The sequence below is a fragment of the Paraburkholderia caledonica NBRC 102488 genome, from assembly GCF_000685095.1.
Classification (GTDB): Bacteria; Pseudomonadota; Gammaproteobacteria; order Burkholderiales; family Burkholderiaceae; genus Paraburkholderia; species Paraburkholderia caledonica.
Genome location: NZ_BAYE01000015.1, coordinates 94,119 through 116,357 on the forward strand (window position 1 = coordinate 94,119; position 22,239 = coordinate 116,357).

21 protein-coding genes are annotated in these 22,239 nt (G+C 62.0%); 7 read left to right on the forward strand and 14 right to left on the reverse strand.

What is annotated here, in order from left to right; genetic code table 11:
• Positions 1-12: 12 nt before the first annotated feature.
• The 7 genes from tssG to BCA01S_RS25610 form a co-directional block, all read right to left on the reverse strand.
• The gene (gene tssG / locus BCA01S_RS25580; RefSeq protein ID WP_027779362.1) at positions 13-1,107 is read right to left on the reverse strand and encodes a type VI secretion system baseplate subunit TssG; all 1,095 of its coding nucleotides are present in this window, start codon (positions 1,105-1,107) and stop codon (positions 13-15) included.
• Positions 1,071-2,909 (reverse strand): type VI secretion system baseplate subunit TssF, encoded by a 1,839-nt coding sequence (gene tssF / locus BCA01S_RS25585; RefSeq protein ID WP_027779363.1) that lies wholly within the window; start codon positions 2,907-2,909, stop codon positions 1,071-1,073. The genes tssG and tssF overlap by 37 nt, the downstream gene beginning before the upstream one ends.
• A 111-nt stretch (positions 2,910-3,020) precedes the next feature.
• A complete protein-coding gene (gene tssE / locus BCA01S_RS25590) occupies positions 3,021-3,500 on the reverse strand; it encodes a type VI secretion system baseplate subunit TssE (protein ID WP_020070382.1) in 480 nt (159 codons plus the stop codon).
• A gap of 84 nt (positions 3,501-3,584) precedes the next feature.
• Positions 3,585-4,088 carry an Hcp family type VI secretion system effector gene (locus BCA01S_RS25595; protein ID WP_020070381.1) on the reverse strand — a complete coding sequence of 168 codons (504 nt, stop codon included), beginning with the start codon at positions 4,086-4,088 and terminating at the stop codon, positions 3,585-3,587.
• Positions 4,089-4,160: 72 nt separating this feature from the next.
• Positions 4,161-5,651 carry a type VI secretion system contractile sheath large subunit gene (tssC, locus tag BCA01S_RS25600; protein ID WP_027779364.1) on the reverse strand — a complete coding sequence of 497 codons (1,491 nt, stop codon included), beginning with the start codon at positions 5,649-5,651 and terminating at the stop codon, positions 4,161-4,163.
• Between the two features lie 14 nt (positions 5,652-5,665).
• A complete protein-coding gene (tssB, locus tag BCA01S_RS25605) occupies positions 5,666-6,214 on the reverse strand; it encodes a type VI secretion system contractile sheath small subunit (protein ID WP_027779365.1) in 549 nt (182 codons plus the stop codon).
• A gap of 36 nt (positions 6,215-6,250) precedes the next feature.
• A complete protein-coding gene (locus tag BCA01S_RS25610; RefSeq protein WP_062860193.1) occupies positions 6,251-6,937 on the reverse strand; it encodes a tetratricopeptide repeat protein in 687 nt (228 codons plus the stop codon).
• Between the two features lie 372 nt (positions 6,938-7,309).
• Between BCA01S_RS25610 and tssJ the strand changes: the two genes are divergently transcribed.
• The 3 genes from tssJ (at position 7,310) to icmH (ending at position 10,180) form a co-directional block, all read left to right on the forward strand.
• Positions 7,310-7,936: a type VI secretion system lipoprotein TssJ gene (tssJ, locus tag BCA01S_RS25615; RefSeq protein ID WP_027779367.1), complete on the forward strand. Its 627-nt coding sequence runs from the start codon at positions 7,310-7,312 to the stop codon at positions 7,934-7,936.
• A 121-nt stretch (positions 7,937-8,057) separates the two neighbouring features.
• Complete coding sequence (gene tssK, locus BCA01S_RS25620; RefSeq protein WP_027779368.1) at positions 8,058-9,404, forward strand: type VI secretion system baseplate subunit TssK; 1,347 nt, start codon at positions 8,058-8,060, stop codon at positions 9,402-9,404.
• On the forward strand, positions 9,401-10,180 hold the full coding sequence (gene icmH / locus BCA01S_RS25625; RefSeq protein ID WP_027779369.1) for a type IVB secretion system protein IcmH/DotU: 780 nt from the start codon (positions 9,401-9,403) through the stop codon (positions 10,178-10,180). Before tssK ends, icmH begins: the two co-directional genes overlap by 4 nt.
• Before the next feature lie 75 nt (positions 10,181-10,255).
• On the opposite strand, the gene zwf is transcribed toward icmH, so the two are convergent.
• From zwf to BCA01S_RS25650, 5 genes are all read right to left on the reverse strand, one after another.
• Positions 10,256-11,737 (reverse strand): glucose-6-phosphate dehydrogenase, encoded by a 1,482-nt coding sequence (zwf, locus tag BCA01S_RS25630; RefSeq protein ID WP_027779370.1) that lies wholly within the window; start codon positions 11,735-11,737, stop codon positions 10,256-10,258.
• Positions 11,738-12,109: 372 nt separating this feature from the next.
• A complete protein-coding gene (lhpI, locus tag BCA01S_RS25635; RefSeq protein ID WP_027779371.1) occupies positions 12,110-13,045 on the reverse strand; it encodes a bifunctional Delta(1)-pyrroline-2-carboxylate/Delta(1)-piperideine-2-carboxylate reductase in 936 nt (311 codons plus the stop codon).
• A gap of 205 nt (positions 13,046-13,250) precedes the next feature.
• On the reverse strand, positions 13,251-13,514 hold the full coding sequence (locus BCA01S_RS25640; RefSeq protein ID WP_027779372.1) for a hypothetical protein: 264 nt from the start codon (positions 13,512-13,514) through the stop codon (positions 13,251-13,253).
• Between the two features lie 142 nt (positions 13,515-13,656).
• On the reverse strand, positions 13,657-14,289 hold the full coding sequence (locus BCA01S_RS25645; RefSeq protein ID WP_027779373.1) for a C39 family peptidase: 633 nt from the start codon (positions 14,287-14,289) through the stop codon (positions 13,657-13,659).
• 48 nt (positions 14,290-14,337) lie between these two features.
• Positions 14,338-15,678: an NAD(P)/FAD-dependent oxidoreductase gene (locus BCA01S_RS25650; RefSeq protein ID WP_027779374.1), complete on the reverse strand. Its 1,341-nt coding sequence runs from the start codon at positions 15,676-15,678 to the stop codon at positions 14,338-14,340.
• Between the two features lie 261 nt (positions 15,679-15,939).
• On the opposite strand from BCA01S_RS25650, the gene BCA01S_RS25655 reads away from it, so the two are divergent.
• The 3 genes from BCA01S_RS25655 (at position 15,940) to BCA01S_RS25665 (ending at position 18,673) form a co-directional block, all read left to right on the forward strand.
• The gene (locus tag BCA01S_RS25655; RefSeq protein ID WP_027779375.1) at positions 15,940-16,194 is read left to right on the forward strand and encodes a helix-turn-helix domain-containing protein; all 255 of its coding nucleotides are present in this window, start codon (positions 15,940-15,942) and stop codon (positions 16,192-16,194) included.
• A gap of 2 nt (positions 16,195-16,196) precedes the next feature.
• Positions 16,197-17,537: a type II toxin-antitoxin system HipA family toxin gene (locus tag BCA01S_RS25660; RefSeq protein WP_027779376.1), complete on the forward strand. Its 1,341-nt coding sequence runs from the start codon at positions 16,197-16,199 to the stop codon at positions 17,535-17,537.
• 281 nt (positions 17,538-17,818) lie between these two features.
• Entirely contained in the window at positions 17,819-18,673 is an 855-nt protein-coding gene (locus tag BCA01S_RS25665; RefSeq protein WP_027779377.1) for a helix-turn-helix domain-containing protein, read from the forward strand.
• A 27-nt stretch (positions 18,674-18,700) separates the two neighbouring features.
• Here the strand turns inward: BCA01S_RS25665 and BCA01S_RS25670 are convergent, their stop codons facing one another.
• Both BCA01S_RS25670 and BCA01S_RS25675 read right to left on the reverse strand, forming a co-directional pair.
• Complete coding sequence (locus BCA01S_RS25670; RefSeq protein ID WP_027779378.1) at positions 18,701-20,551, reverse strand: ATP-binding response regulator; 1,851 nt, start codon at positions 20,549-20,551, stop codon at positions 18,701-18,703.
• Positions 20,521-21,063, reverse strand: coding sequence for a putative pterin-binding protein (locus BCA01S_RS25675; protein WP_027779379.1), 543 nt, complete (start codon positions 21,061-21,063; stop codon positions 20,521-20,523). The genes BCA01S_RS25670 and BCA01S_RS25675 overlap by 31 nt, the downstream gene beginning before the upstream one ends.
• A 220-nt stretch (positions 21,064-21,283) precedes the next feature.
• On the opposite strand from BCA01S_RS25675, the gene BCA01S_RS25680 reads away from it, so the two are divergent.
• Positions 21,284-22,237, forward strand: coding sequence for a phosphoribosyltransferase (locus tag BCA01S_RS25680; protein ID WP_027779380.1), 954 nt, complete (start codon positions 21,284-21,286; stop codon positions 22,235-22,237).
• Positions 22,238-22,239: the final 2 nt, after the last annotated feature.

A 22,239-nucleotide genomic window follows, 5' to 3' on the forward strand; every position in this document is an offset into this window, starting at 1 on the left:
CTATCGTTATGGTCAGTGAATCACGTGCAGTTCGTAACGCGCATCCATGCGGTCGCGCTCGGCGTCGCGTGTACAAAGAAACGCGTCCCAACCGAGGCGTGCGCTCTCACTGAGAAGCGTCGGGCCCACTGCCTCGCGGCGCAGCACTAGCGCCACTTCGTATTCGAGCGTGATGCCTGCCAGCAGCGTAAGCATGCGTTCCAGCGCAACCGCGCGGTCCGCACCGGGCAGAAAAGCCTCGTAGTCAGCTTTATCGAGCGGTCCGATCACGAGCCGCGCGCGCATGTCGCGCTGCCAGACGCGCTCACCGGCGAGCGCCGTTGCGCCAAGTGTTGCGTTGACGCTGCCGAGCAGGGTCAATTGATCGCGCGGCACGTCATACCATTTGCCGACGAACTGCTCGACACGCACCGGCACCTTGAAGTATTCGGACAACGTGCGTTGCAAATAGGCTGCCGACACCGGCCTGTGTCGCGCGGGCAGCGCATAGCCGGCAATCGCTTCGTCGAATAGCGCGCCCTCGCCAGTTTGCAGACTGGTGCGGGTGTCGTTGTCCGCAACGCCCGCGAGCGCAAGCAGCAATGGCAAGTAGCGTTCGTCGCGATCCAGTTCGTAATGAAACGGCAAGCGGTACTTCTTCCAGGCCGCGTAAAAAAGCGCGGTGGCGCGATTGGAAAACACATCGAAGAATTCGCGCGCGGCGCGGTCGCGCTTGATCTGTTCACGGGCGATGATCTGCTCGGTGTAGTGCAGGGGCAACGCACCCTGCCCGCCGAGCAAGCCGAAAAATGCCGGCGTGATGTCCACTTTTTCGAGCGAGCCGTCTTCGAGCGCTGCCGTACGCTGTGCCTTTTCCTTCAGCGCAGTGCCTTCTTCGTTGTACGATTGCGCATCGTGGATCTCGCTCGGCGGGAACGACATGGACAGCGAATTGCGAAAGGCAATGCGCTGCGCGACAATATCGCCGGAACGTCCGGTGTCAGACGGCGATTGTTGAGCGAACCACTTTTCGAACAGCCGCACCGCCTGAAAAAATTCAAAGCGATGTGGTTCGTCGAGAAGCTGCTCGACTACGCCAGGATCGATTCGCCGCTGCGCGGTTTGCATCGCAAGATCTCCTCGCCAGTGCGCTTCGACACGACGACCAGTTGCACAAAGCTGTTCAGATGTACGTACAGCCCAAAGAATGTGTCGATCACGCGCACGAAAGACGCGAGACTCGTGCCGACAAAATGTTCTTCGTCGATGGTCAAGCGAATCTCGATGCCGCGCACGAACGTCGCGAACGGTTTGCCGGGCAGCCATTGCACGGCCGCGCGCTGCTCGATCCCGACAAGACCGTCGATATGCCGCGCCGACACCGCCGTGCGCCGCAAATCGTAGAGCACCAGCATTTCCTTCAGTGCGGAAAGCCCGCTATTCGCGAGCGACACATGGTTCAGCGCAAGATGCGAAATGAGCCGCCAATGCGCGGCCCGACCGCGTTCGAAACGCACGCTCGGCGTAGGCCGGCGCAACATCGTAATGCTGCCCGTCAGCGACCCGCCTTCGAGAAAGAGATCGCCGCCTTCCAGACCTACGGCGAGGCCCGCTGGCAAGTCGCGGTTCGTACAGGTCAGATCGAGACTCAACGTGTCGGTTTGCGGCGCCGCCGGTTCAAAGTCGATATCGACAATCGAGATCTCGGTCTCGTAGCCTGGGCTCTTTTGCGCGACCCAATCGTTGCGGCGCGCAAACCAGTAGTGCCCGGCGCGTGCCGCTTCGCCGTGATGCAGCGAATAGAACGGCCTGAATTCGGTGACCGACTCCTGGTGCGCCTGTTGCCTGACGAGCTTTACCGAATCGATCGAATAAACCTCATAGGCAAATGCGCGGCGCGCTTCAGCGATCACCGGGTACGAGACCGCCTGATGGGTCACGCGAATCGGTTCGCCGTGCTGTTCGAACAGATTCACCACCGGAGTGCAAAAGAGACGGAAATGATGCGCCGACAAAGCGTCGAGAAGCCTGGCGACATGCGAATCGCTGCGCACTTCTTTCAGCACGACATGCAGTGTCAGGCGTTGGCAACGGCCTGTCGCGCGCGTCATTGCGGTCAGATCGAAGTCGGCGAAATTGAATTTTTCCGGGAATGCAAAGTATTCGGTAAGGAGCCGATAAGCCGGATGGGACTTGGCCGGATAGTCGATCAGCGCGTCCTGTTCGTCAAAGCCCGCCTGCGCGAGCGGCGATGCACGCAGTTGCGTCCATACGCCGCGCCGGTCGGCTTCGACATATGAAGCCATTGCATTGACGAACAGGCAGTCGGCGAGCGCCGCAATGAACGACTGCTCGCCGTGCAGATGCGCGCGCAATGTACCGACTTTCAACGCGGACAGATCGAGTTGCGCGGCGGTGGATTCGAAGGTGATCGACACGATTGCGGTCGCATTGCCGGGTAACACGGTCGCGCTGGGGGCCATTGCGACTGACGTGTACTTCGCCTCGGAGATACGGACCGGTGCGAGCGTGACGTCGTACGCGGTCCGGAAACGGCATTGCACGCCGCGAATGGGCCGCGACTTCAGTTCAGTACCGCGTTCGATCGTGACCGGTTCCGTCAGATGACTCAATGCGGCGGAGTTGCCCAATTGCGCAATCGAACAAGATGGAAATGGCCGCAGATAATGCGGATACAGCACTTCGAGCAGCGCTTCGGTGAACTCGGGATAATCGTCGTCGAGCTTCTTGTTGATACGCGCACCGAGCAGCGCGAACGACTCGATCATTCGCTCGACATGCGGGTCCTCGCAGTGCTCGCCCGACATCGCAAGACGCGCGGCGATCTTCGGGTAGCGCTCCGCGAAGTCGCGCGAATAGCGCCGCAAAAATGACAGCTCGCGCTCGTAATACGGCAGCAATTCTTCCATCGATCTAATCCCCGGACCCGAACCTTCTCCGCTTCACTACTGCCACCGGTGCGCGTGGCGGCGGCGGAAAAGCGGCATTGAAGCCAAGCGGTATCAAGCTAAAAACAGCGTCTACAATTTTGCGCGTGCGCGCGTCACCGAGTATTGCAATGTGGACGGCTGCAACATCGCGTCGAAACTCACCGGTTCTTCTGCCGGATGAACGACCAGCAGCGCCTGAATTGCGAAGTTCAGCGCGTTGGTCGATTGTTCGTTCAGTTCGAGCGTGACAGATACCTGCTGTAAGCGCGGCTCATGCCGCGCAATTGCCTGTTGAATCGATTTGCAGATGAACGTGCGGTCATAGTGACTCGCCAGACTCAGTCCTGCGAAGTCGTTCAAGCCATACGTGAGCACGGAGCGCTGACATTCGGGCAAAGCCGCGAGCTCATGCTCGGTCAGCGCGATACGCGTGTTCAGTATCGCTTCGACGTCTCGCGCGACAGTGCCCTTTAGCTCCTCCAACGACAATTGCCGCATCGCCGGTGAAGCCGGCAGATGCGGTTCGTCGTCGAACAGCTTGTCGAGAAAGCTGGGTTCGAAGCGTTTCATCGGCGTCCGAAGAAGCGGTTAGATGCAGTGCGCACGCCTTGCGCTGCAGCCCTCGCGGGGCCGCGCGCGGCGTGCGCCCATGCATCAGACCGCGTACGTCTTGTCGTTCTTCGTCAGGCTCCACGCGCCCTGCGCGTTGCCGCCCTGATTGCCGCCAATCTTCTGCTGCGTGTACTTCCACTGCACGGCAGCGTACTTCAGCGAGAACTGTTCGGTGGGCAGACCTTCGCCGACGACGCTCGGCGTCACGCTCGAAATGATCACGTACTTCAGCTTTACTTCGAGGTACTTGATGCGATTGCCTTCGCCGTCCGAACGCATGAAGTCGATGGTGACTTCGTCGAACGTCGTGCCGCCCGATGCGTGCTGATAGATCAGCGGGCTGACTACGTCGATGTCTTTCGTAAACTGCATGTCCGCGTGTTCGCAACGCTCGGACGTGTGGCCGCCTGCGGTCGAAGCCGTGGCCGAGCGCGGTTGCGTGATCGAGTGGCTCCACGAATCGATTTCGATCCAGCCAGCGTGATCTTTATCGGCAGACTCGCCTTTGATCGCCGGATTGCCGAATTTTAAATAGATGTCCTTCATAACTCATCGACTCCCCAAAGAGGTGGTTTTAACAGCTAACCCGGGCGGCCGGCCCGGGTTTTCTGACTTCGTTTATGAATTGGCCGGTTTCGGCAGGTCGGCGACGAGCCGCAAGGAGATCGACAGTTCGTCGAGCTGGAAATGCGGGCGCAGGAAAGCAACCGAGCGATATGCGCCTGGCTTGCCCGGAATCTCCGAGACCTGAATGGATGCTTCGCGCAACGGGAACTGCGCTTTCTGTTCCTGAGTTGCGTTGTCATCCAGCAGCACGTACTGCGAGATCCAGCGATTGAGAAAGACCTCGACGTTCTGCGCCGATGCAAAGCTGCCGATCTTGTCGCGCATCATTGCCTTCAGGTAGTGCGCAACGCGCGATACCGAGAAGATGTACTGCAATTGCGCGGACAGAACGGCATTCGCATTTGCGCTGTCGGTGCTGTACTTCTTGGGCTTCTGCACCGATTGCGCGGCGAAGAACGCGGCGTAGTCGGAGTTCTTGCAATGCACGAGCGGAATGAAACCCAGGTCGCTCAACTCTTTTTCCCGGCGATCGGTAATCGCGATTTCGGTCGGGCATTTGAGCGCAACTTCACCGTCGTCGGTCTTGAAGGTGTGAGTCGGCAGATCTTCCACCAGACCACCGCCTTCCACGCCGCGAATAGCGGCACACCAGCCGAAATCGTCGAATGCAGCCGTGAGGCGCGCAGCGAACGCCCACGCCGCGTTGCACCACAAGTACTTGCTGTGATCGGTGCCGTCGACGTCTTCGACAAAGTTGAAGCCTTCTGCCGTGGCGCCGTCTTTAGGATTGAACGGCAGGCGGCCAAGAAAGCGCGGCAGCGTGAGGCCCACATACCGCGAATCTTCGGAGTCGCGGAACGACTTCCACTTCGCGTATTCGACCGTGTCGAACACCTTGCCCAGGTCGCGCGGCTTGCCGAGATCGGCAAACGTTTCGAGGCCCAGCAATTCGGGCGACGCCGAAGCGATAAACGGCGCATGCGCGGCCGCCGCGACATGCGACATCTGCTCGATGAAATAGACGTCTTCGGGCTGACGCGTGACCTCGAAATCGCCGATGATCGCGCCGAAGGGCGAGCCGCCGAATGTGCCGAATTCTTCTTCGTAGATCTTCTTGAAGAGCGCACTTTGATCGAATTCGATCGCGGTCTTGAAGTCACGCACGAGATCGCGCTTGGGCGCATGCAGCGCCTTGATCTTGACCGTCGCGCCGGTGTTGCTTTCCTTGCACAGATAGTCCAGACCGCGCCAGGTGCTTTCCATGCGCTGGAATTCGGGTGCGTGCATCACCGCGCTCAACTGCGCGGAGATGAGGCGGTCGAGTTCCGCAACGCGTGCGTCGATCGTTGCCGACAGGTTGTCGGAGACGACCACGGTGCCGTCGAGCACCTGGTGCACGAGTTCGCCGATCAGGTCTTTCGCACGCGCATGTTCGGAATCGGACTTCGCCACGCGGCTTTTCTCGACGATCTCGTCGAGCAGCGTGGATTCCGGACCGCTTTGCGCAGTAGCGAGTTGGGCTGCTGCTGTTTGCTGGTTCATCTCACACCCCGTACTTATTCGCCTTGCTTGTCGTGGTCCGGCGCGCCGCCGTTCTGGTCCGCCGCATTGCCCTGATCTTTCGCCAGGGTTTGCAACTGTTGCGTGTTGTTGAGCACTTCGGAAAGCAGATCTTCGAGCTTGTCGTTGCCGGCGAGCTTGTTGCGCAGATCCGCGAGCTTCGAACGTGCTTCGAGCAGACGCCGCAGCGGCTCGATTTGCGCGACCACTTCGTCCGGATTGAAATCGGCCATCGACTTGAAACGCAGATCCACGGCAAATTTTCCGCCGGCTTCGCTCAGGCGGTTCTCCACCTGGAACGCAGCGCGCGGCTCGATCGCCTTCATCACGTCGTCGAAATTGTCGCGGTCGATATTGACGAACTTGCGATCGCGAAGCTTCGGCTGATCGACTTCGGATTGCCCCGCCAGATCGGCCACCACGCCGACGACGAACGGCAGCTCTTTCACCTCGATCGCATCGCCGCGCTCGACCTCATAGGTGAGCTGCACGCGGGGCGGCCGCACTTTTTGCAAGCGTTTTTGTATGCTTTCTTTCTTCGCCATCGTCGGCTCCCGAATGCTGATGGTGAGACGTGGAGATCAGCGCAGCGCGCTGAACGGATCTGACGCGCCGCCGCTTTGCGCGGCCTTGGCGGGCGCTGCGGGCGCTGCCGGGGCAGGCGCCGCCGGGGCCGCCGGCGTAGCGGCCGGAGCCGCTGCCGTGGTGCTCGCTTCCGGCGCCTCCACTGTCTTGCTCTTCGCGACGCGGCGAATCACGCGCTTTTTCTTTGCAGGCGTCTTGTCGCTCGGGTCAGGCGGGAACAGCGTGGCTTCGCCCAGCGTGTCGCGCAACTGCCTGGCGAGCGCTTGCGCGTCTGACTTTGCGTCGCCCGCGAGCGACGCGTCCTGACGCAATTCGCCGAGCGATTGAGTGGCAACGCGCAGACCTGCCACGGCCAGTACGCTCTTTGCCTGCCGGTCGGTCTGGTCGCGCTGCAGCGCCTCTTGCGCGGCGACGATAGCCTGACCGTAATGAGCTTGCGCAAACTGGATCTGCGCAATGCGCGACCACGGTTCTTCGCGCGTCGGATCTGATTTTGAAAGCTGCTGATAAAGCGCGATAGCACGATCCTGATCGCCGCCTTTCGCCACAGTATCTGCGTCCGCGAGCTGCTTATTAAAAGCCTCCGGTGTGGTCGCCGTGTTGTTGCCTTGTGTCGCGCAACCGGCCATCACGCCGCATGCCAACACTACCCCAGATAGTTTTACTAACAGACGGTCATTCATCGTTTTTCACCGACGTGCGAATTTTTTAATTCATGGAGAAACCGGAGTTTTGCTTTGCTTCAAGTGCGCGGGTATAGTACAGGCCAATTTTCGATAATTCAACTTTCATGTGAAGAAGCATTGCACGAAAAAAATACGCATGGATCTTTAAAACCAGGCACGCAGAAATTGTTTCCTGGCGCAATAGGGGCAGCCGGGGAAACGGGAAATTTTGCCACTCACCGGGCGCAAAGCCAATGTATGCGCGGCATTACATGCAAGCGGCATCGCGCGGCAGTAAACGGCGGAAAGCGGCATTAGTTGGTGAAGTTTTGCAGAAATCATTTGTTATCGATGTTTAGACGGGGGACGGCGGCCAGCCGGTCGATGTATATGAATTCGCGTCTTGTTCGCCATGCATCGCTATTGATTGCAAACGGCGCCTTGTGCGCCGCGCTAGGCGGGTGCGCCGCAGGCGTTACTGTGCTCGGAGCCGCTGCCAACGCGGCTTTGCAGGCGAGCGGGCTCGGCAAGCCGGATTTGCCGGACGCGCAAAAACCGCCGCGCAATGTCGGCCTCACGTTATATGCGGCGCCCAATCTGAATGCCGCGAATGACAAGCGGCCATTTGCGCTGGTGGTGCGGCTTTACACATTGAAAGATCCCACTTCATTCCAGCAGGCGCCATTCGACGCATTTACCGATCCGGCGAAGGAAAAGACCATACTCGGCGGCGATCTGCTGGGCGTGCGTGAAGTTACGCTGATCCCGGGCCAACGTTACGTTGTTACCGAAAAGGTATCGCGTGAAGCGCAAGCCTTCGGTATCGTCGCTCTATTCCGCGATCCGGCCATGCAGCGTTGGAAATTCGCCTTCGACCCGGCGAAGTCGGAGAAATCCGGCATAATGATCGGCCTGCATAACTGCGCAATGACGGTGACCAACGGCACGGTGATCCCGCCAGAACAGGGATTGCCCGCGCAGCCGCTCAATATGCTTTCCGCTGTTAGCTGCGGTTAAAACTAGCCGCGAAAGATGCGGAAGCAGTGAGATTTAACATTTTCAAGAGAATTAACAATGCGGCGCCCGAATAGGCAGATTGCGGGCGCGCCGCACGCTGAACCCATATAACAGGTTTGAGATGAGTTATTCCGCAAAAGTGCTCTGGGGGGAAGGCCTGTTTCTGAGGCCGCAGCATTTTCAGCGTCAGGACGCCTATCACGAGGCGCGCCTGTTCGAGTCCATTCAGGCTATCCAGCCGTACAACTGGGGCGTGCGTTCCGCGCGCTTGGACCGTGACGCACTTGGCAGCAATGTGCTGCGTGTGAGCGAGCTTTCGCTGGTGTTTCCCGACGGCGCACTGTATTCGGCGCCCCAAGCGGACGACCTGCCGCCGCCCATCGCGTTGGACACGTTGCCCGACGGCATCAACGAATTTACGTTTTATCTCGCGCTGCATCCATTGCGCGAAACGGGCGCCAACTATTCGCACGACAACAACGCGGGGTTCGTCGCGCGCTACGTCAGTGAGCAGATCCCCGTCGCCGATCATTTCACCGACGCCGCCGAAGCCGACATCACCTTCCTCAAGACGAGTGTCAAGCTGATTGCGCACAGCGAGCCGCGCGATCAACTGCTTTCGGTGCCGCTCGTGCGGGTGCGCCGCACAGCTACGTCGGGCTTTGAAATCGACGACAGCTTCGTGCCGCCGTGCCTCGCAATCGACGCTTCGCCGATTCTGCATCACCGGCTGCGTCAACTGATCGACGCGTTGCAAGCCAAGGTCAACGCGCTATACGGCTTTCACCGCGAACCGACCAAGAACATTATCGAGTTCCGTTCGGGCGACATTGCGTCGTTCTGGCTGCTGCACACGGCGAGCGCGGCGTTCGCGTCGCTCGCACATCTGTATCAGCATTCGGCGCTGCATCCGGAGCGGCTGTTTCAGGAGTTGCTGCGCCTCGCCGGCCAGTTGATGACGTTTTCCAAGGGCTATGCGCTGTCCGATCTGCCGGCTTATCGTCACGACGATCCGGGCCCCGGCTTCGCCCGGCTCGATATGATCCTGCGCGATCTGCTGGAAACCGTGATCTCCACACGCTACTTCGCGATCGCGCTCGAAGAAGTGCGTCCGTCGTTCCATGCCGGGCGGTTGGACTCGGGCAAGATCGACGACAAGACGCTCTTCTATATTGCGGTATCCGCCGACATGCCCACCGCCGAACTGGTCGAAGCGGTACCGGCACGCTTCAAGGTCGGCGCGCCAGACGACGTCGACAAGCTCGTGCTCTCGGCCATGCCGGGCGTGCGGCTCGTCTACACGCCGCAGGTGCCGCCCGCCATTCCGGTGCGGCCGGGCGCGTGCTATTTCTCCTTCGAGCCGCGCGGCGCGCTGTATGAGCGCATGTTGCAAGCGCAATCCGCAATGATCTATGCGCCCTCGGGCATCAACGATCTTCAACTTGAACTGATCGCGGTTACATCATGAGCTACGCGCCTTCACTTTTCGGCGGCAGCACGCCTGCCGCGACGCCCGCCCCGGCGACCGAGCCGAGCTATCAGGTCCGTTCGCTACTCGACCTGCTGTACGACGGCTTCTTCATGCTGTTCCTGTTGAAGAACGGCCGCGAGCCTGGCGAAGCACACGAATTCAGCCAGCGCATTCAGCAGTTCCTCGGCGACTTCGAGCGCGGCGCGAAAAAGCTCAATGCCTCCGCCGAAGATGTCTACGCGTCGAAGTTTGCGTTCTGTGCGGCGATAGACGAGTCGGTGTTGTCGTCCAGGTTCAAGATTCGCACGGAATGGGAGCGGCGGCCGCTGCAACTGGTGCTGTTCGGCGAGCAGCTCGCGGGCGAAAAATTCTTCCAGTATCTAGAAGAATGCCGCGCGCAAGGCGCGGCTCGTTTGCAATCGCTCGAAGTGTTCCACATGTGCCTGCTGCTCGGCTTTCAAGGCAAGTATTTGCTGGAAGGGCCGGAGAAGCTTGCGTATCTGACCGCGCGTATCGGCGACGAAATCGCGCACATGAAGGGCAAGCGTGCGCCGTTCGCACCGCATTGGCCGTTGCCCGATCAGGTCGCGCATCGTCTGAAGCGCGAAGTGCCGTTGTGGTCGATCGGCGCGGTGTTCGCGCTGGTGGGACTGCTCGCCTATCTCGGCCTGAACACGTACTTGCGCGATCAGACATTGCGCACATTGGCGCCCTATTCGCAGGTGGTCAAGCTGGGGCCGCAATCGGCCACGCTGACTATTTCGTTGCCCTGAAGCCAGTTCGCTACAAGTAAAACGGCCCGCATTGATTCAGCGGGCCGTCTTTCATGGTGCGACAGAAAAGACCGCTTACTGCGACTCCTCCGCCCACACCGCATTCTCGCGCGCCATCAGTGCCGTCGACGCAGCCGGCCCGAACGTACCCGCAGTGTAGTTACGCGGCCGCTCGCCCGACTTGGCCCAGCCTTCGAGAATCGGCTCGGCCCACGCCCACGCAGCTTCCAGTTCGTCGCGGCGCATGAAGTGGGTGAGGCGTCCGCGAATCACGTCGATCAGCAGACGTTCGTAGGCTTCCGCGCGACGCTCGGTGAACGCCTGCTGCAAGTCGAGGTTCAGATTCACCGGCAGCATGTGCATGCCGCTGCCCGGTTCCTTCGCGAGCATTTGCAACTGGATCGACTCTTCGGGCTGCAACTGGATCACGAGACGGTTGCCGTAGTTGCGTCCGCCGCTCGGAATGATCGAGAACGGCAGTTCGGAGAATTCAATGACGATCTCCGATACCTTTTTCTGCATACGTTTGCCGGTACGCAGGAAGAACGGCACGTTGGCCCAGCGCCAGTTGTTGATATGCGCGCGCAACGCGACGAACGTCTCCGCGCGGCTTCCGGCCGGCACGTTGTCTTCCTGGAGATAGCCCTTCACCGCCTCGCCGTCTACCGCACCCGCGGTGTATTGGCCGCGCACGGTATCGCGGGCGATGTCCTCGGGCGTCATGGGCCGCAACGAGCGCAGCACCTTGAGCTTTTCGTCGCGGACCGCGTCCGGGTCGAGCGACACGGGCGGCTCCATTGCGACGATGCACAACAGTTGCAGCAGGTGGTTCTGCACCATGTCGCGCAGCGCGCCGGTTTTGTCGTAGAAGCCCGCGCGGCTACCCACGCCGACCGTTTCGGCCACCGTGATCTGCACGCGCTTGATATAGGGCGCCTGCCACAGCGGGCCGAAAATCGGATTGCCGAAGCGCAGCACCATCAGGTTCTGCACGGTTTCCTTGCCGAGGTAGTGGTCGATCCGGTAGATCTGCGCTTCGCTGAAATGCTTGCCGACCGCCGTGTTGATCTCCTGCGCGGACGCCAGATCGTGGCCGAGCGGCTTTTCGAGCACGACGCGTGAGTTGCCGTCTACGAGGCCCGCCCCCGAGAGGTTCTCGCAAATGTTCATGAACAGATCGGGCGACGTCGCGAGATAGAACACGCGGCGCACGCCTTCGCGCGACACTTCCTTCAGCCGCTGATAGTCTTCTGGAGAGTCGACGTCCATGCGCACGTATTCGAATAGCGCGAGAAATTTGTCCCACGCGGAGGCATCGAATGCTTTCTTTTCGATGAAGGGCTTGGCCTTCTGCTCCATGAACTCGTTGATGTACTCCTCGCGCGACCACGGCTTGCGCCCGATCGTCAGGATGCGCGTTTCCGGCGGCAGGTTGCAGTGCAGATGCGCCATGTAAAGCGCGGGGAGCAGCTTGCGAAACGACAAATCGCCAGTGCCGCCGAAGATGATCATGTCGAGCGGAAGGTCGGGAGTCGCAGAAGCGTGTTGGGTCGTCATAGCGCGGTCGCAGCGTCGTGAGAAAGAAAGCGTTGCCAGGAGCCAACGAGCCGTTGAAGCCGAGGCCTGGGGCAAAGGCAGAAAAAGTGAACACGCGGCCTCGCGGCGCGCTGATCGGCACATTTTTCTGGCAAAGGCTTATGGTGCAACGTTTTGCGATTGTTTGCACGGCAACATGCGCCGCACATTGGCGCAATATGCCAATGTGCCCCGGCAAGCCTATGTTTTAATGAGGTTTCTTATCGAGCCTGATGCGATTAGCGTTGCCGCGGCTGAGTAGGCCGTGGGAGCAGCCGGTCCACCTGGGCTCCTGGCAACGGCCGTTCGTGCCCTCGGTGCGGAATGCGCCGCGCCCGCCTCGCCGTGCCTGGCTCAGCCGCCCGCCAAAGCCTCGCGCGCGACCCGGCACGCCGCCAGATCCCACGCTGCACAGCCGACGCTTTTGAAAACGATCGGCGTTCGATCCGGCAGCGGCATTGAGTTATCCAGCACGGCCGCGATGCCCCGAACGTCGCTCCAATTTACGCCTGCCTGGATGAAATCGCCGGCTTCGTGTTTTGCTCCGGCTTCGTCGTCGACAAATAGTGCGCTGTTTGCGATCGTCCGGGCGCCGATTTCGACCATCTCGGGCGTAAAGGCGCCGACGCCGATCACGAGGCGGCTCGCGCGCGGGGCCTCCTGATAGACGGGTTGCCGGCTCGTGGTCAGCGCAATGACCGTGTCGACCGACTCGGGCAGCGCTGCATCCGGATCCGCAAGCGGCCGGACTTCGAATGCCTTGCTGCGATGCGCGGCGCAAAACGCTTCGGCGCGGGCCGGCGCACTGCCCCTCACCCACACGCGCGCGTCCGGGTACAGCTCGCCTATCGCTTCCAGATGATTCAGCGCCTGCGTGCCGGTGCCGATCAGCACGAATTCGCGGGGCGTGGCCGCGGCAAATGTCCGGACGCCAAGCATCGACATCGCCGCGGTACGGCGGCCCGTGACCGTGGGGCCGTCGAGGATGAACAGCGTTTCCCCAGTGTCGGCATCGAATGCCATCACCTGGCCGTGGATCGTGGGCAAGCCGCGCGACCCGTTACCGGGACACACGTTGACGAGCTTGTGGATTGCGAGATCCGGCGAGGTTGCCGGCATCGACAGCAAAATGCCGCCTTGATTCAGCGGCACGACAAGCCGCTCAGGACTCGCTATGCGTTGCTGCGCGTACTCGATGCTCGCGCGCTTCAACGCGTCGACGAGTGCGGCATACGGTGTGAGCCGCGCGGTCGCGGCGGCGTCGAAAATCTGCGTGGTCGGACGGGTCATGAGCGGATGTCTGGTCGCAGTGGAGACAGGCGATTCTACGACGCCGCGCCGCCTTCAGAGCGCGTAATGAGATCTCTCACGAAGACTATGGCGATGACGGTGACCGTGAAGGTAGCCATCATGACCGCGCTGCAACTCCGCGCGTGGCCTTCCCTTCGCGCGTGTCCGGCGTGTCCCGCTCGCTCAAAGCGGACTCACTGCGGACTCACTGCGCAGCGCCCGAATTCCCGCTGCTGTCGCCGGACTTTTTGCCGCCTTTGAACATCGCGCGGCACGGCGGGCTCAGTTCGTCGACGTGCTGCTTCATGCAGGCCGTGATTTTCGCTTTGTTAGGAATGTCCGCGGCGCAGAAGTGCATCGCGTCGCCGCGACAGGCCTTGGCCTGTTCGTCCTGTGTCGCGGCGTTTGCCGCGGTAACGGCGCTGATGGCGAAGAGGCTCGCGGCGAGCAAGGCGTGGATTCTGGTCATATCGGGTCCTGTATCGCAATGTCGATACAACGCGTGACAGCAGAAAACGGGCCTGATCATCTGCGGCGCTGCGCGGTTGCGCCGGTTGTGCCCGCTACGCATGCCGTCCCGCGTTGCCACGCTCGCTTTACAGCCTTCGCCCTCAGCCCTCGCTCACACTAAGCACCATTCCGCGGCCGGCGTAAAAGCGCGTCATTGTCGCGAACGGCAGATACACGTCGGCCTGTTGCGGCCCGATCCCCGAAGGATTGTGGAACCACACGCCGTTCGCGTCGCGTCCGTGCAGCAGAATCAGATGCCCGCCCCGGCGCTCATTGGGCCGTTCCGGATAGCGGATCTCAGGGCTGACGGAGACAATGGCGAGCGTCCGCGAATTCAGACGCGAGGCGATTTCTTCGAGCGTCGCCTCTGACAGTACGTCGACGCGCACCCCGAACGCCTGCTGCACCCACGCCGCAAACGGGTGATAGATAAGACCGTCGACGCCGCCGTCGTCGCGAATTCGATACACGCCGCGCGCAAGCGCTTCGTCAAGCAGCGCAGCGCGCGGCGGATGTTCGATACGCCAGGGGTCGAGTGCGGATTCGAGGCACGTCAGACCGCACAGGCGTTTGGCCCAGAAGCGGTAGCGCTCCGGGTCCGAAAAGCCGCTCTTCTGCCAGCCGGGGTCGTCGCAAGGATCGCCGTTCTGCTCGACGATATGGCGAACCCATTCGGGGCTGCCCCATTGCGTGTGATACGGCACGCCGGCGTGGCGCAGGGTCGGTTCGTTCATGCTGACGCGATCAATGAAAAGTGTGGGACGCGAAGACGGCAGACGCGCTTACAACATGCTGCGAGGCCGCTGCATGGTGCCGTCGAAAAAACGCTGCAGGCGAAACGCCGACAGATCCAGCGACGCCTGCCCGCCGTCGTTCAGCTCCGCAAGCAGCTTGCCGACGATAGGTCCCATCGCGAAGCCATGGCCGCAAAAGCCGGTGGCAATCGTAAGACCGCTGATCTGCGGCGGGGCGTCGATCACCGGAATCCCGTCGGGCAGCACGTCGATCAGACCCGCCCACGACTCGACCACCTGCGCGTCCTTCAGCGCGGGAAACAGCGCGCGCAGTTTGGCAAGCGCGCGAGGCGCGTGGCTCACGTTAGGCTGCGGATGCGGGTCGCGCGGATGCAGCACGCGCTCGCTCTGCGGCACGCTGCCCGGCAGCCGGTCGCGCAAGTCCCGCAAGCAGGCGCCGTTCAGATGAAAGCTGAACTTCTGGCGCTGACTCCACAGTTCGGGCAGAAACCATTTCAGCGCGCGGAAATGGCCGAGCGTCATGTCGACGTCGACCTGCATGTCGTCGGCGAGATTGATCGCCCCGTTCGCGCGTTGCCGCACGCCCAGACCGTGCCCCCAGAACGTGGACGCGGTGACGGGCGGCATTGGGTTCGTTCGCATGCAAGTGCCGCGCACCGCCTGCTGCGGCAATTCCAGGCCCAGTGTTTTCAGAAGACGCCAGCTGCTCGCGCCGGCCGCGCAAATGAGACGCGACGTGCGGATGGTTCCGCGCTCCGTGACAACGCCGGCAATCGCGCCGCCCGCGCGCTCCACGCCGAGCACGCCGCAGCCTTCAAAAAATAGCGCGCCCGCTTCCCGCGCCCGCGCCGCGAATGCGGCAGCGGCGCGGCGCGGCTCGGCCTGACCGTCGCTCGGCGTATAGAGGCCGCCGAGCGCTTGGCCTTGCATGCCGGTCACCACCGAATCGATCTGCTTTCGATCCAGCGTACGCGTGTCGAGCCCGTGTTCACGTGCGACGTCCATCCATTGCTGGAAGGAGGTCCAGTCCTCCTCGCTGCTCGCGACATAAAGGCAGCCGCCCTGGCGCCATTCGAGGTCGAAGTTCAACTCGCGCTCGAGCGTTTCCCACAACGGTATGCTCGCCATCATCAGCGGGACTTCGGCGGATTCGCGCCCCTGCTGGCGCACGAAACCCCAGGCTCGGGACGACTGCTGGCCGGCGATGCGCGACTTGTCGAGTACGACCACGGACAGCCCGCGCCGCGCAAGGTAGTAGGCGGCTGCGCAACCCATGATGCCGGCACCGGCAATGACTACGTCGGCGTGCTTGGGAAACGGTTGGTCGGCGACGCTGAAGCCGGCGTGCAACGGATAAGTCGTGGTCATCGGGCGAGTGGTTTTAAGTGCGAGCGTAATCTTCGCAGGCGAACCGATTGTCCGCAATGGCGACGGCGCCCGAAGCCCTGCGGGAGCCGCTCGTCAACCGCGTGATCCGCGCAGTTCAGAAGGGATGTGGTTTTATCTGCGAGACAAATAATTTGCGGATATCCGCCTAGCAGATATTTTACGCTTATTCGCCTCATGAATATTTGCCAGATATTCGCATGGCGAATAAAATGCATTTATTCGTTTGACGGATATTTTGCCATGCTCCATCTCATCGCCACACCAGACCAAATTGCCCAACTGCTGGCTGCAAGCCGCCGGCAAGCGGGTCTTACGCAGGCCGAAGCCGCCGCACGAGTGGGCGTGAGTCAAAGCCGCATTTCGGCGTGGGAAACCGACGCGGCCGCGCTGACCGTCGCCCAGCTGCTAACGCTGTGCGGTGCTTATGGGCTGCAGCTGCAGCTGCGCGACAAGAACCAGCCGGCCTCCGCGCCGGCGCTTTCCACCGAATGGTAAGCATGGCCCGCCCTACTCACTCACGCGCGCTTTCCGTCTGGGCGAACGGCGAACGCGTCGGCGTGTGGCGCCTTCCGGCCCGCGGTCCGATGGAATTTTCCTACGACGCCACCTGGATCGGCTCGCCCGCCGGCCGGCCGCTGTCGCTCTCACTGCCTTTCATGCCCGGCAACATCGCGCACAAAGGGCCGCGGGTGCTCAACTACTTCGACAACCTGCTGCCCGACAGCGACATCATCAGAAAGCGTATCGCTCAGCGCTACCGGACTGAAACGCTGGACGCGTTCGATCTGCTGCAAGCTATCGGCCGCGACTGCGTGGGCGCCGTCCAGTTGCTGCCCGAAGACGATGCGCCGGTGGGCGTAGACCGCATCGAGGGCACGCCGCTGACCGATGCCGAGATCGAGACCATGCTGACGCGCACCGTCAGCGCACCCGCGCTCGGCGCGACAGAGGAAATCGACGATTTCCGCATTTCGCTTGCCGGCGCACAGGAGAAAACTGCGCTGCTGTGGCACGACGAACAATGGAAACGGCCGCACGGCGCCACGCCCACCACCCATATCTTCAAGCTGCCGCTCGGACTCGTCGGCAACAAGCTGGCGGATCTGAGCACGTCGGTCGAAAACGAATGGTTGTGCCTGCGCATACTGCGCGCTTACGGCTTGCCGGTAGCGAACACGGAAATCGTGACGTTTGGCAAGCAACGTGTGCTGAGCGTCGAGCGTTTCGACCGGCAACTGCATTCGAGCGGGCAATGGCTGCTGCGCCTGCCTCAGGAAGACTTTTGCCAGGTGTACGGTGTGCCTTCGCATCTCAAGTACGAGAACGAAGGAGGTCCGGGCGTGCTGGATCTGGCGCGCGTGCTGCAGCAGTCGGTCACGGCCGCGCAAGACATCGAGACGCTGCTCGCGAGCCAGATTCTCTTCTGGATGCTCGCCGCGCCGGACGGCCACGCGAAAAACTTCAGTATTCGCCTGCTGGCGGGCGGCCAATACCGGCTGACGCCACTCTACGATGTCATGTCTATCTGGCCGGTGGAGGGAAACGGCCCTAACCAATGGTCGTGGTTCAAGGCACGCCTCGCAATGGGCATGTGGTCGCGCAGCAAGCACGACGCTTTTCGCGACGTGCAGCGGCGCCACTTCAACACGATGGCGCTCAAGTGCTCGTATGGCGCGAGCGCCGAACCGCTGATCGAGCGCCTGATCGGGCAGACGCCCAACGTGATAGAACAGGTCGCGGCAGAATTGCCCGAGCGATTCCCGGGCAAGGTCGCCGAGCGGATCTTTAAGGGCCTGCGGAACTCCGCCACGAAACTTGCGAAGATGCCGGCGGCTTGACGTCGCCCGGGCGCTCGGTGGATGCGGCCCGGTTTCGCCGGTAAAATACGTTTTTATGCGCTACGCATAGCGGGTGCGCGAGTACGACCGTTAAATCTGTCGAATTTCCGGCTTTCCCTGACAGAACCAGCGGCGCCTTTACAAAAACCCTGACCGGGATGTTTTTACGGTACATTTGCTGTCCCCCGCGTACAGCTTTGCCTTGTGTCCATGATGCACGGCCGCGCTACGCCTGCCGTATCGCCCCCACAGCCCTTTAAGACGGCGGATTTTCACGCAGTATGACCAACGAAACACACTCACCAGACTCCATCGCAGTCGCCGAGCGCGTGCGCGAGTTGATGAGCCGGCATGGAATCGGCAAGCGACAGCAAACCACAGAACTTTGCCGCATCCTCGATCTGAGTTTTTCGCAGGGGCACCGCAAGCTGCGCGGCAATAGCCCGTGGACCCTGTCGCAAATCAAGAAGGTCGCCGAGGTGTACGGCGAGCCCGCTGCGCAACTGTTCGGCGCCCAATCGCTCGACCCAGGCATGGTCGGCGCGATTGCGCAGGAGGCCGTGTTCTGCATCGGCGCAATCGAGCTGCCTTGCACCGCCTGGGTCGGCGCCGCGCTCGAACCGGGCAGCCGGCCGGAATTCGTCGCGTACTCCAAGCTCGGCCAGTGGCGCGTCGCGCGTCACGACGGCGCGCTCTACCAAAGCGCGTATGAAGTCCACAAGATCGAGATTTATCCGCGCCGCGCGGAAACGGACAAGCCGACCATCGCCGTTGTCGACGACGATCAGGCGAGCGCCGACAATCTGCGAGATTATCTCGAGCGCAGCGGCTTCACCGCAGTGGCGATCTACGGCCTTTCGGCTTTCGCCGAACAGCTGCAAACCCAGGTGTTCGACGGCATCGTGATCGACTGGCTGTTCGGCACGCAGACATCGGCGGCCGCGATTCGCGCGGTACGCGCGTCGGAAAATCCCGATGCGCCGATTTTCGTGCTGACCGGCGAATTGCTGACCGGCAAGGCGAGCGAATCGGAGATCAGCCAGGTAATCCGCAACTACGACGTCGCCTGCTACGAAAAGCCAGCGCGCATGGCGATTCTGGTGGCCGATCTGTCCAAGCGGCTGAACCGGCCATGAACGGGTCGTGAACCGGCCAGCGCTGTTCTAGACGGTGTGTCGCGAAGCCAGCGCGCGCTGCAACGCGTTGCGCAGGTCCCCGTAATGTATCGGCTTTAATAACGCCTCGAAGAACGGCAGCGCGCCGTTCTGTGTCTCACCACCCGGCCTCGCGCCGGCCTCGGGCGCATAAGCGCTGACCACGATCACCGGTACTTCCGACGACGGCCCGCCGCGCGCGGCCAGATCCGCGAGAAGCGCGTAGCCGTCGCGTTCGGGCATGTGCAGATCGAGCAGCACGACATCGCAACGATGCGCATCGAGCCACGCGAGAGCATCGTCCGCATTGGCGACCGCGTGCGCGTCGAACTCCATATGCGCGACCATTTCACCGAGCGACTCGCGCATCAGCCGGTTATCGTCGACGATCAGCACGCTGGGCCGCGCGCCGCCCGGCTCGGCCTGCGCAGTGACGCCGGGCGCCTGAGCAGACGCGACCGGCGTGACAGGAATGGTCACGGTAAAAGTGGTGCCCTCGCCGACCATGCTCGACACTTCAACGCTGCCGCCGAACAACCTGACGAGCCCCTGAACGATCGCGAGTCCCATGCCCGCGCCTTCAAAGCGGCGCGTGCGCGAACTGTCCAGCTGCGTGAACTCTTCGAAGATCAGTGGAATCTGTGCCTGCGGCACGCCCGGCCCCGTGTCGCTAACTATGAAACTCAGCAGTGCCGGCCGCTGCATCAGCTTCACGCGCACCGTGCCGGTTTCCGTATAACGGATGGCGTTGGTAACAAGGTTATTGACGATCTGGCGAATGCGGTGCGGGTCCGAATCGACGAGCCCGCTCACGCCGCTCGCCTCGCTCTCGAGCGTGAGGCCGCGCGCGGCGGCGGACATGGCATGTTCGTCGACGATCGACGCCAGCAGCTCGCGCGGCTCGAAATGCTCGTGACGCAGTTCGAGCTTGCCCGCGCCGAGGCGCGCGTAATCGGTCAGGTCCTTCATCTGCGCTTCGAGATGCCGCGCTGCGGTCTCGAGCCGGTGAATCACCTTGCGGTCGGCTTCCGAGTGATAGTTGAAGCCAAGCAATTCGATCGACGAAACAATCGCGTGCAACGGCGTGCGCAGCTCGTGACTGATCATGCCGAGAAACGCGTCTTTCGCGAGGCTCGCCTCGCGCGCCGCACGGCTCGCCTGGTGCTCGGCTTCGAGCGCGGCGTGCTGCTGATGCATGAGGCGCGTGCGACGCCGGCCATTCACCACGAGCAGCAGCGTCGCGGCAGCGGACAGCAGCAGCAGGATCATGCCGCCCGCAAAAAGCAGCCGGCGCTTGTCGATGTAATCGCGGTTCATCGCTTCGCGGTCGGCGACATCGGCGAAACGGCGGCTCAGCGCGAGATCGTTCACTTCGTTCCAGTGCTGGCGCAATTGCGCGACGATCCGGTTGACCCCGCCGGGATCGTTGGGCAGTGACGCGACCTGGGGAGCCATGCCGGTCAGCATGCGGTCGAGCGCATGGATTTCGTCGAGTTGCCGTTGCACCAGCGCGACTTGCGTCGTGAGCCTGAGCGTGGAACCTTCCATGACGTGCAGTTTCGACTGCAGCAACTGATAGCGCAACGTGAGCCGCTGATAGTCGTCATCGACGCCGGCCTGGTAGAGCAACAGCTGGTTTTCGAAGCGTGCGTAGGCGATTTGCAGTTGCGCCGCGTCCCAATAGAAGCCGTCGTACGAGCCTGTCAGCGACTCGGCCGTGCCCGGATTGAGCAGGTTCGCGTAGAGCAGATAGCCGATCGCGCCAGCCGGCGCGGCGAGCGCGGTGAGCCAGATCAGCACATATAAAACCCGGCGCCACGGACGGCGCGTTACTTGACTATGAGTGCCTTGATCTGCCATACGAATTTGGAATCGCCCGAGGCGCCCGCGAGTTCATCGGGGAACGCGTCGCGCGGATAGATGAGGAACAGGGGCCCGAAGTCGCTGATCTTCAGGCGCCGGCCGTTCATGCTGTACGCCACAACCACGCCGTAGCGGTCGCAATCCGATACTGGGACCGTGTAGGTGTAGTCGTCGAGCGTGCGGATTTCAATCTGCGTGCCGTACGCACCAACCGTCTTCAGAATATCCGCGAGCAGCGGTCCTGTGAAGGTGGAGCGCGGCGTCCACGTCGTGGCGGTGGTGATCGAGCGGGCCGGCAGCGCAAGCAGCTGCGCCTCGGCGAAGCGATATGAACGGTGCGCCGCGTCGTTCGTCTTGCCGATTTTGCCGGAGACGTCGAGCGAGAGCGCCGTCGCGTCGGTCTGTGCCTGCACGCTCCAGGCGGTCAGCGCAAACATCAACCCCATCGCCCACCGCGCGCGTGCCTGCGCGCCAAACCTGCGTTGCAGTCTTGCAGTTACTTTGGTCATCTGCTCTTTTATTCCGTGGTCTGTTGTTTTTCTTGCGGCGCATCGCCCCGCGTTTGCCGTCACACGCGCCACCCCGACGCGCGATCGCTGAACGGCATGCATAATATCGTCAAAATTTGTTGCAGGAAAAAACGAAGGCCCACCGCCGCCCTATCTGCCAACGCGCGTCGCGCTTCAGGCGGCGGTTTTCCCACACGCGTTGCGCGACCTCACGAGCGTTATGAACAAGCCGGTTTTGCCCCTCACCTATGAGCAACTCGATCACTGGATCGAATCGCTGCAACCCGCGTTGCTCGCCGAAGGTTTTGCGATGGCAATCGGCATTCTGCGTGGCGGTGCTCCACTCGCACTGATGGTTTCGCACTCGGCCGGCGCGCCGGTCGCGTTCCTGCGCTATGACCGCACGTCGCGCACAGTGGCGTGGGACTCGACGCTGCCCATCCCGCCGGCCGGCTCGAAGGTCCTGCTGTGCGAAGACATTGCGGGCCGCGGCTTTACGCTGGTGGACTGCCTTGCGTTCCTCGAACAGCATGGCCTCGATGTGAAGATGCTGACGGGCGCCGTCGACGACCTGAGCCGCACGCAGCCAGACTATGCAATCGACGCGCGCGGCTACTTCGCGCTATTCCCGTGGGAACGCCAGGCCTACACCGAGCGCTATCGCGACGACTGGGCGCGCGTCGAGGCGGGCGATGCGCCGGCAATGGCAGACGATCACCACTACGCGACTTATGCGATCGACCTCGACGGCATTCTGCTGCCCGACGTGCCGCTTGCGCGCTACGACGAAGATCTCGCCGCGGCACTGCTCGAACGCGATGCACTGCTGCCGTTCGAAGTGCTGCCGGGCATCGACCTCAAGCGCGTTCGCACGATCATCACGGGCCGGCCTGAAATGGACCGCGCGCGCACACAAGCGTGGCTGGAGCGGCACGGCTTCGGCCATATGCAACTGGTGATGCGCACGCCCGGCACGCACGACGAGAGCCCGGCCGGTGCGGCCGCTCACAAAGCGGCTGCGGCGCTCGCGGGCGGCGTCACGCACTTCGTGGAAAGCGATCCGGTGCAGGCCTTGCTGATCGCGCAACAGGCACCGCTATTGCGCGTGATCTGGTGGGACGCCCAGACGCATACCGGTATGCTGGTCGGCGCGCGCGCGTGGGCGTCGGAGTGAGC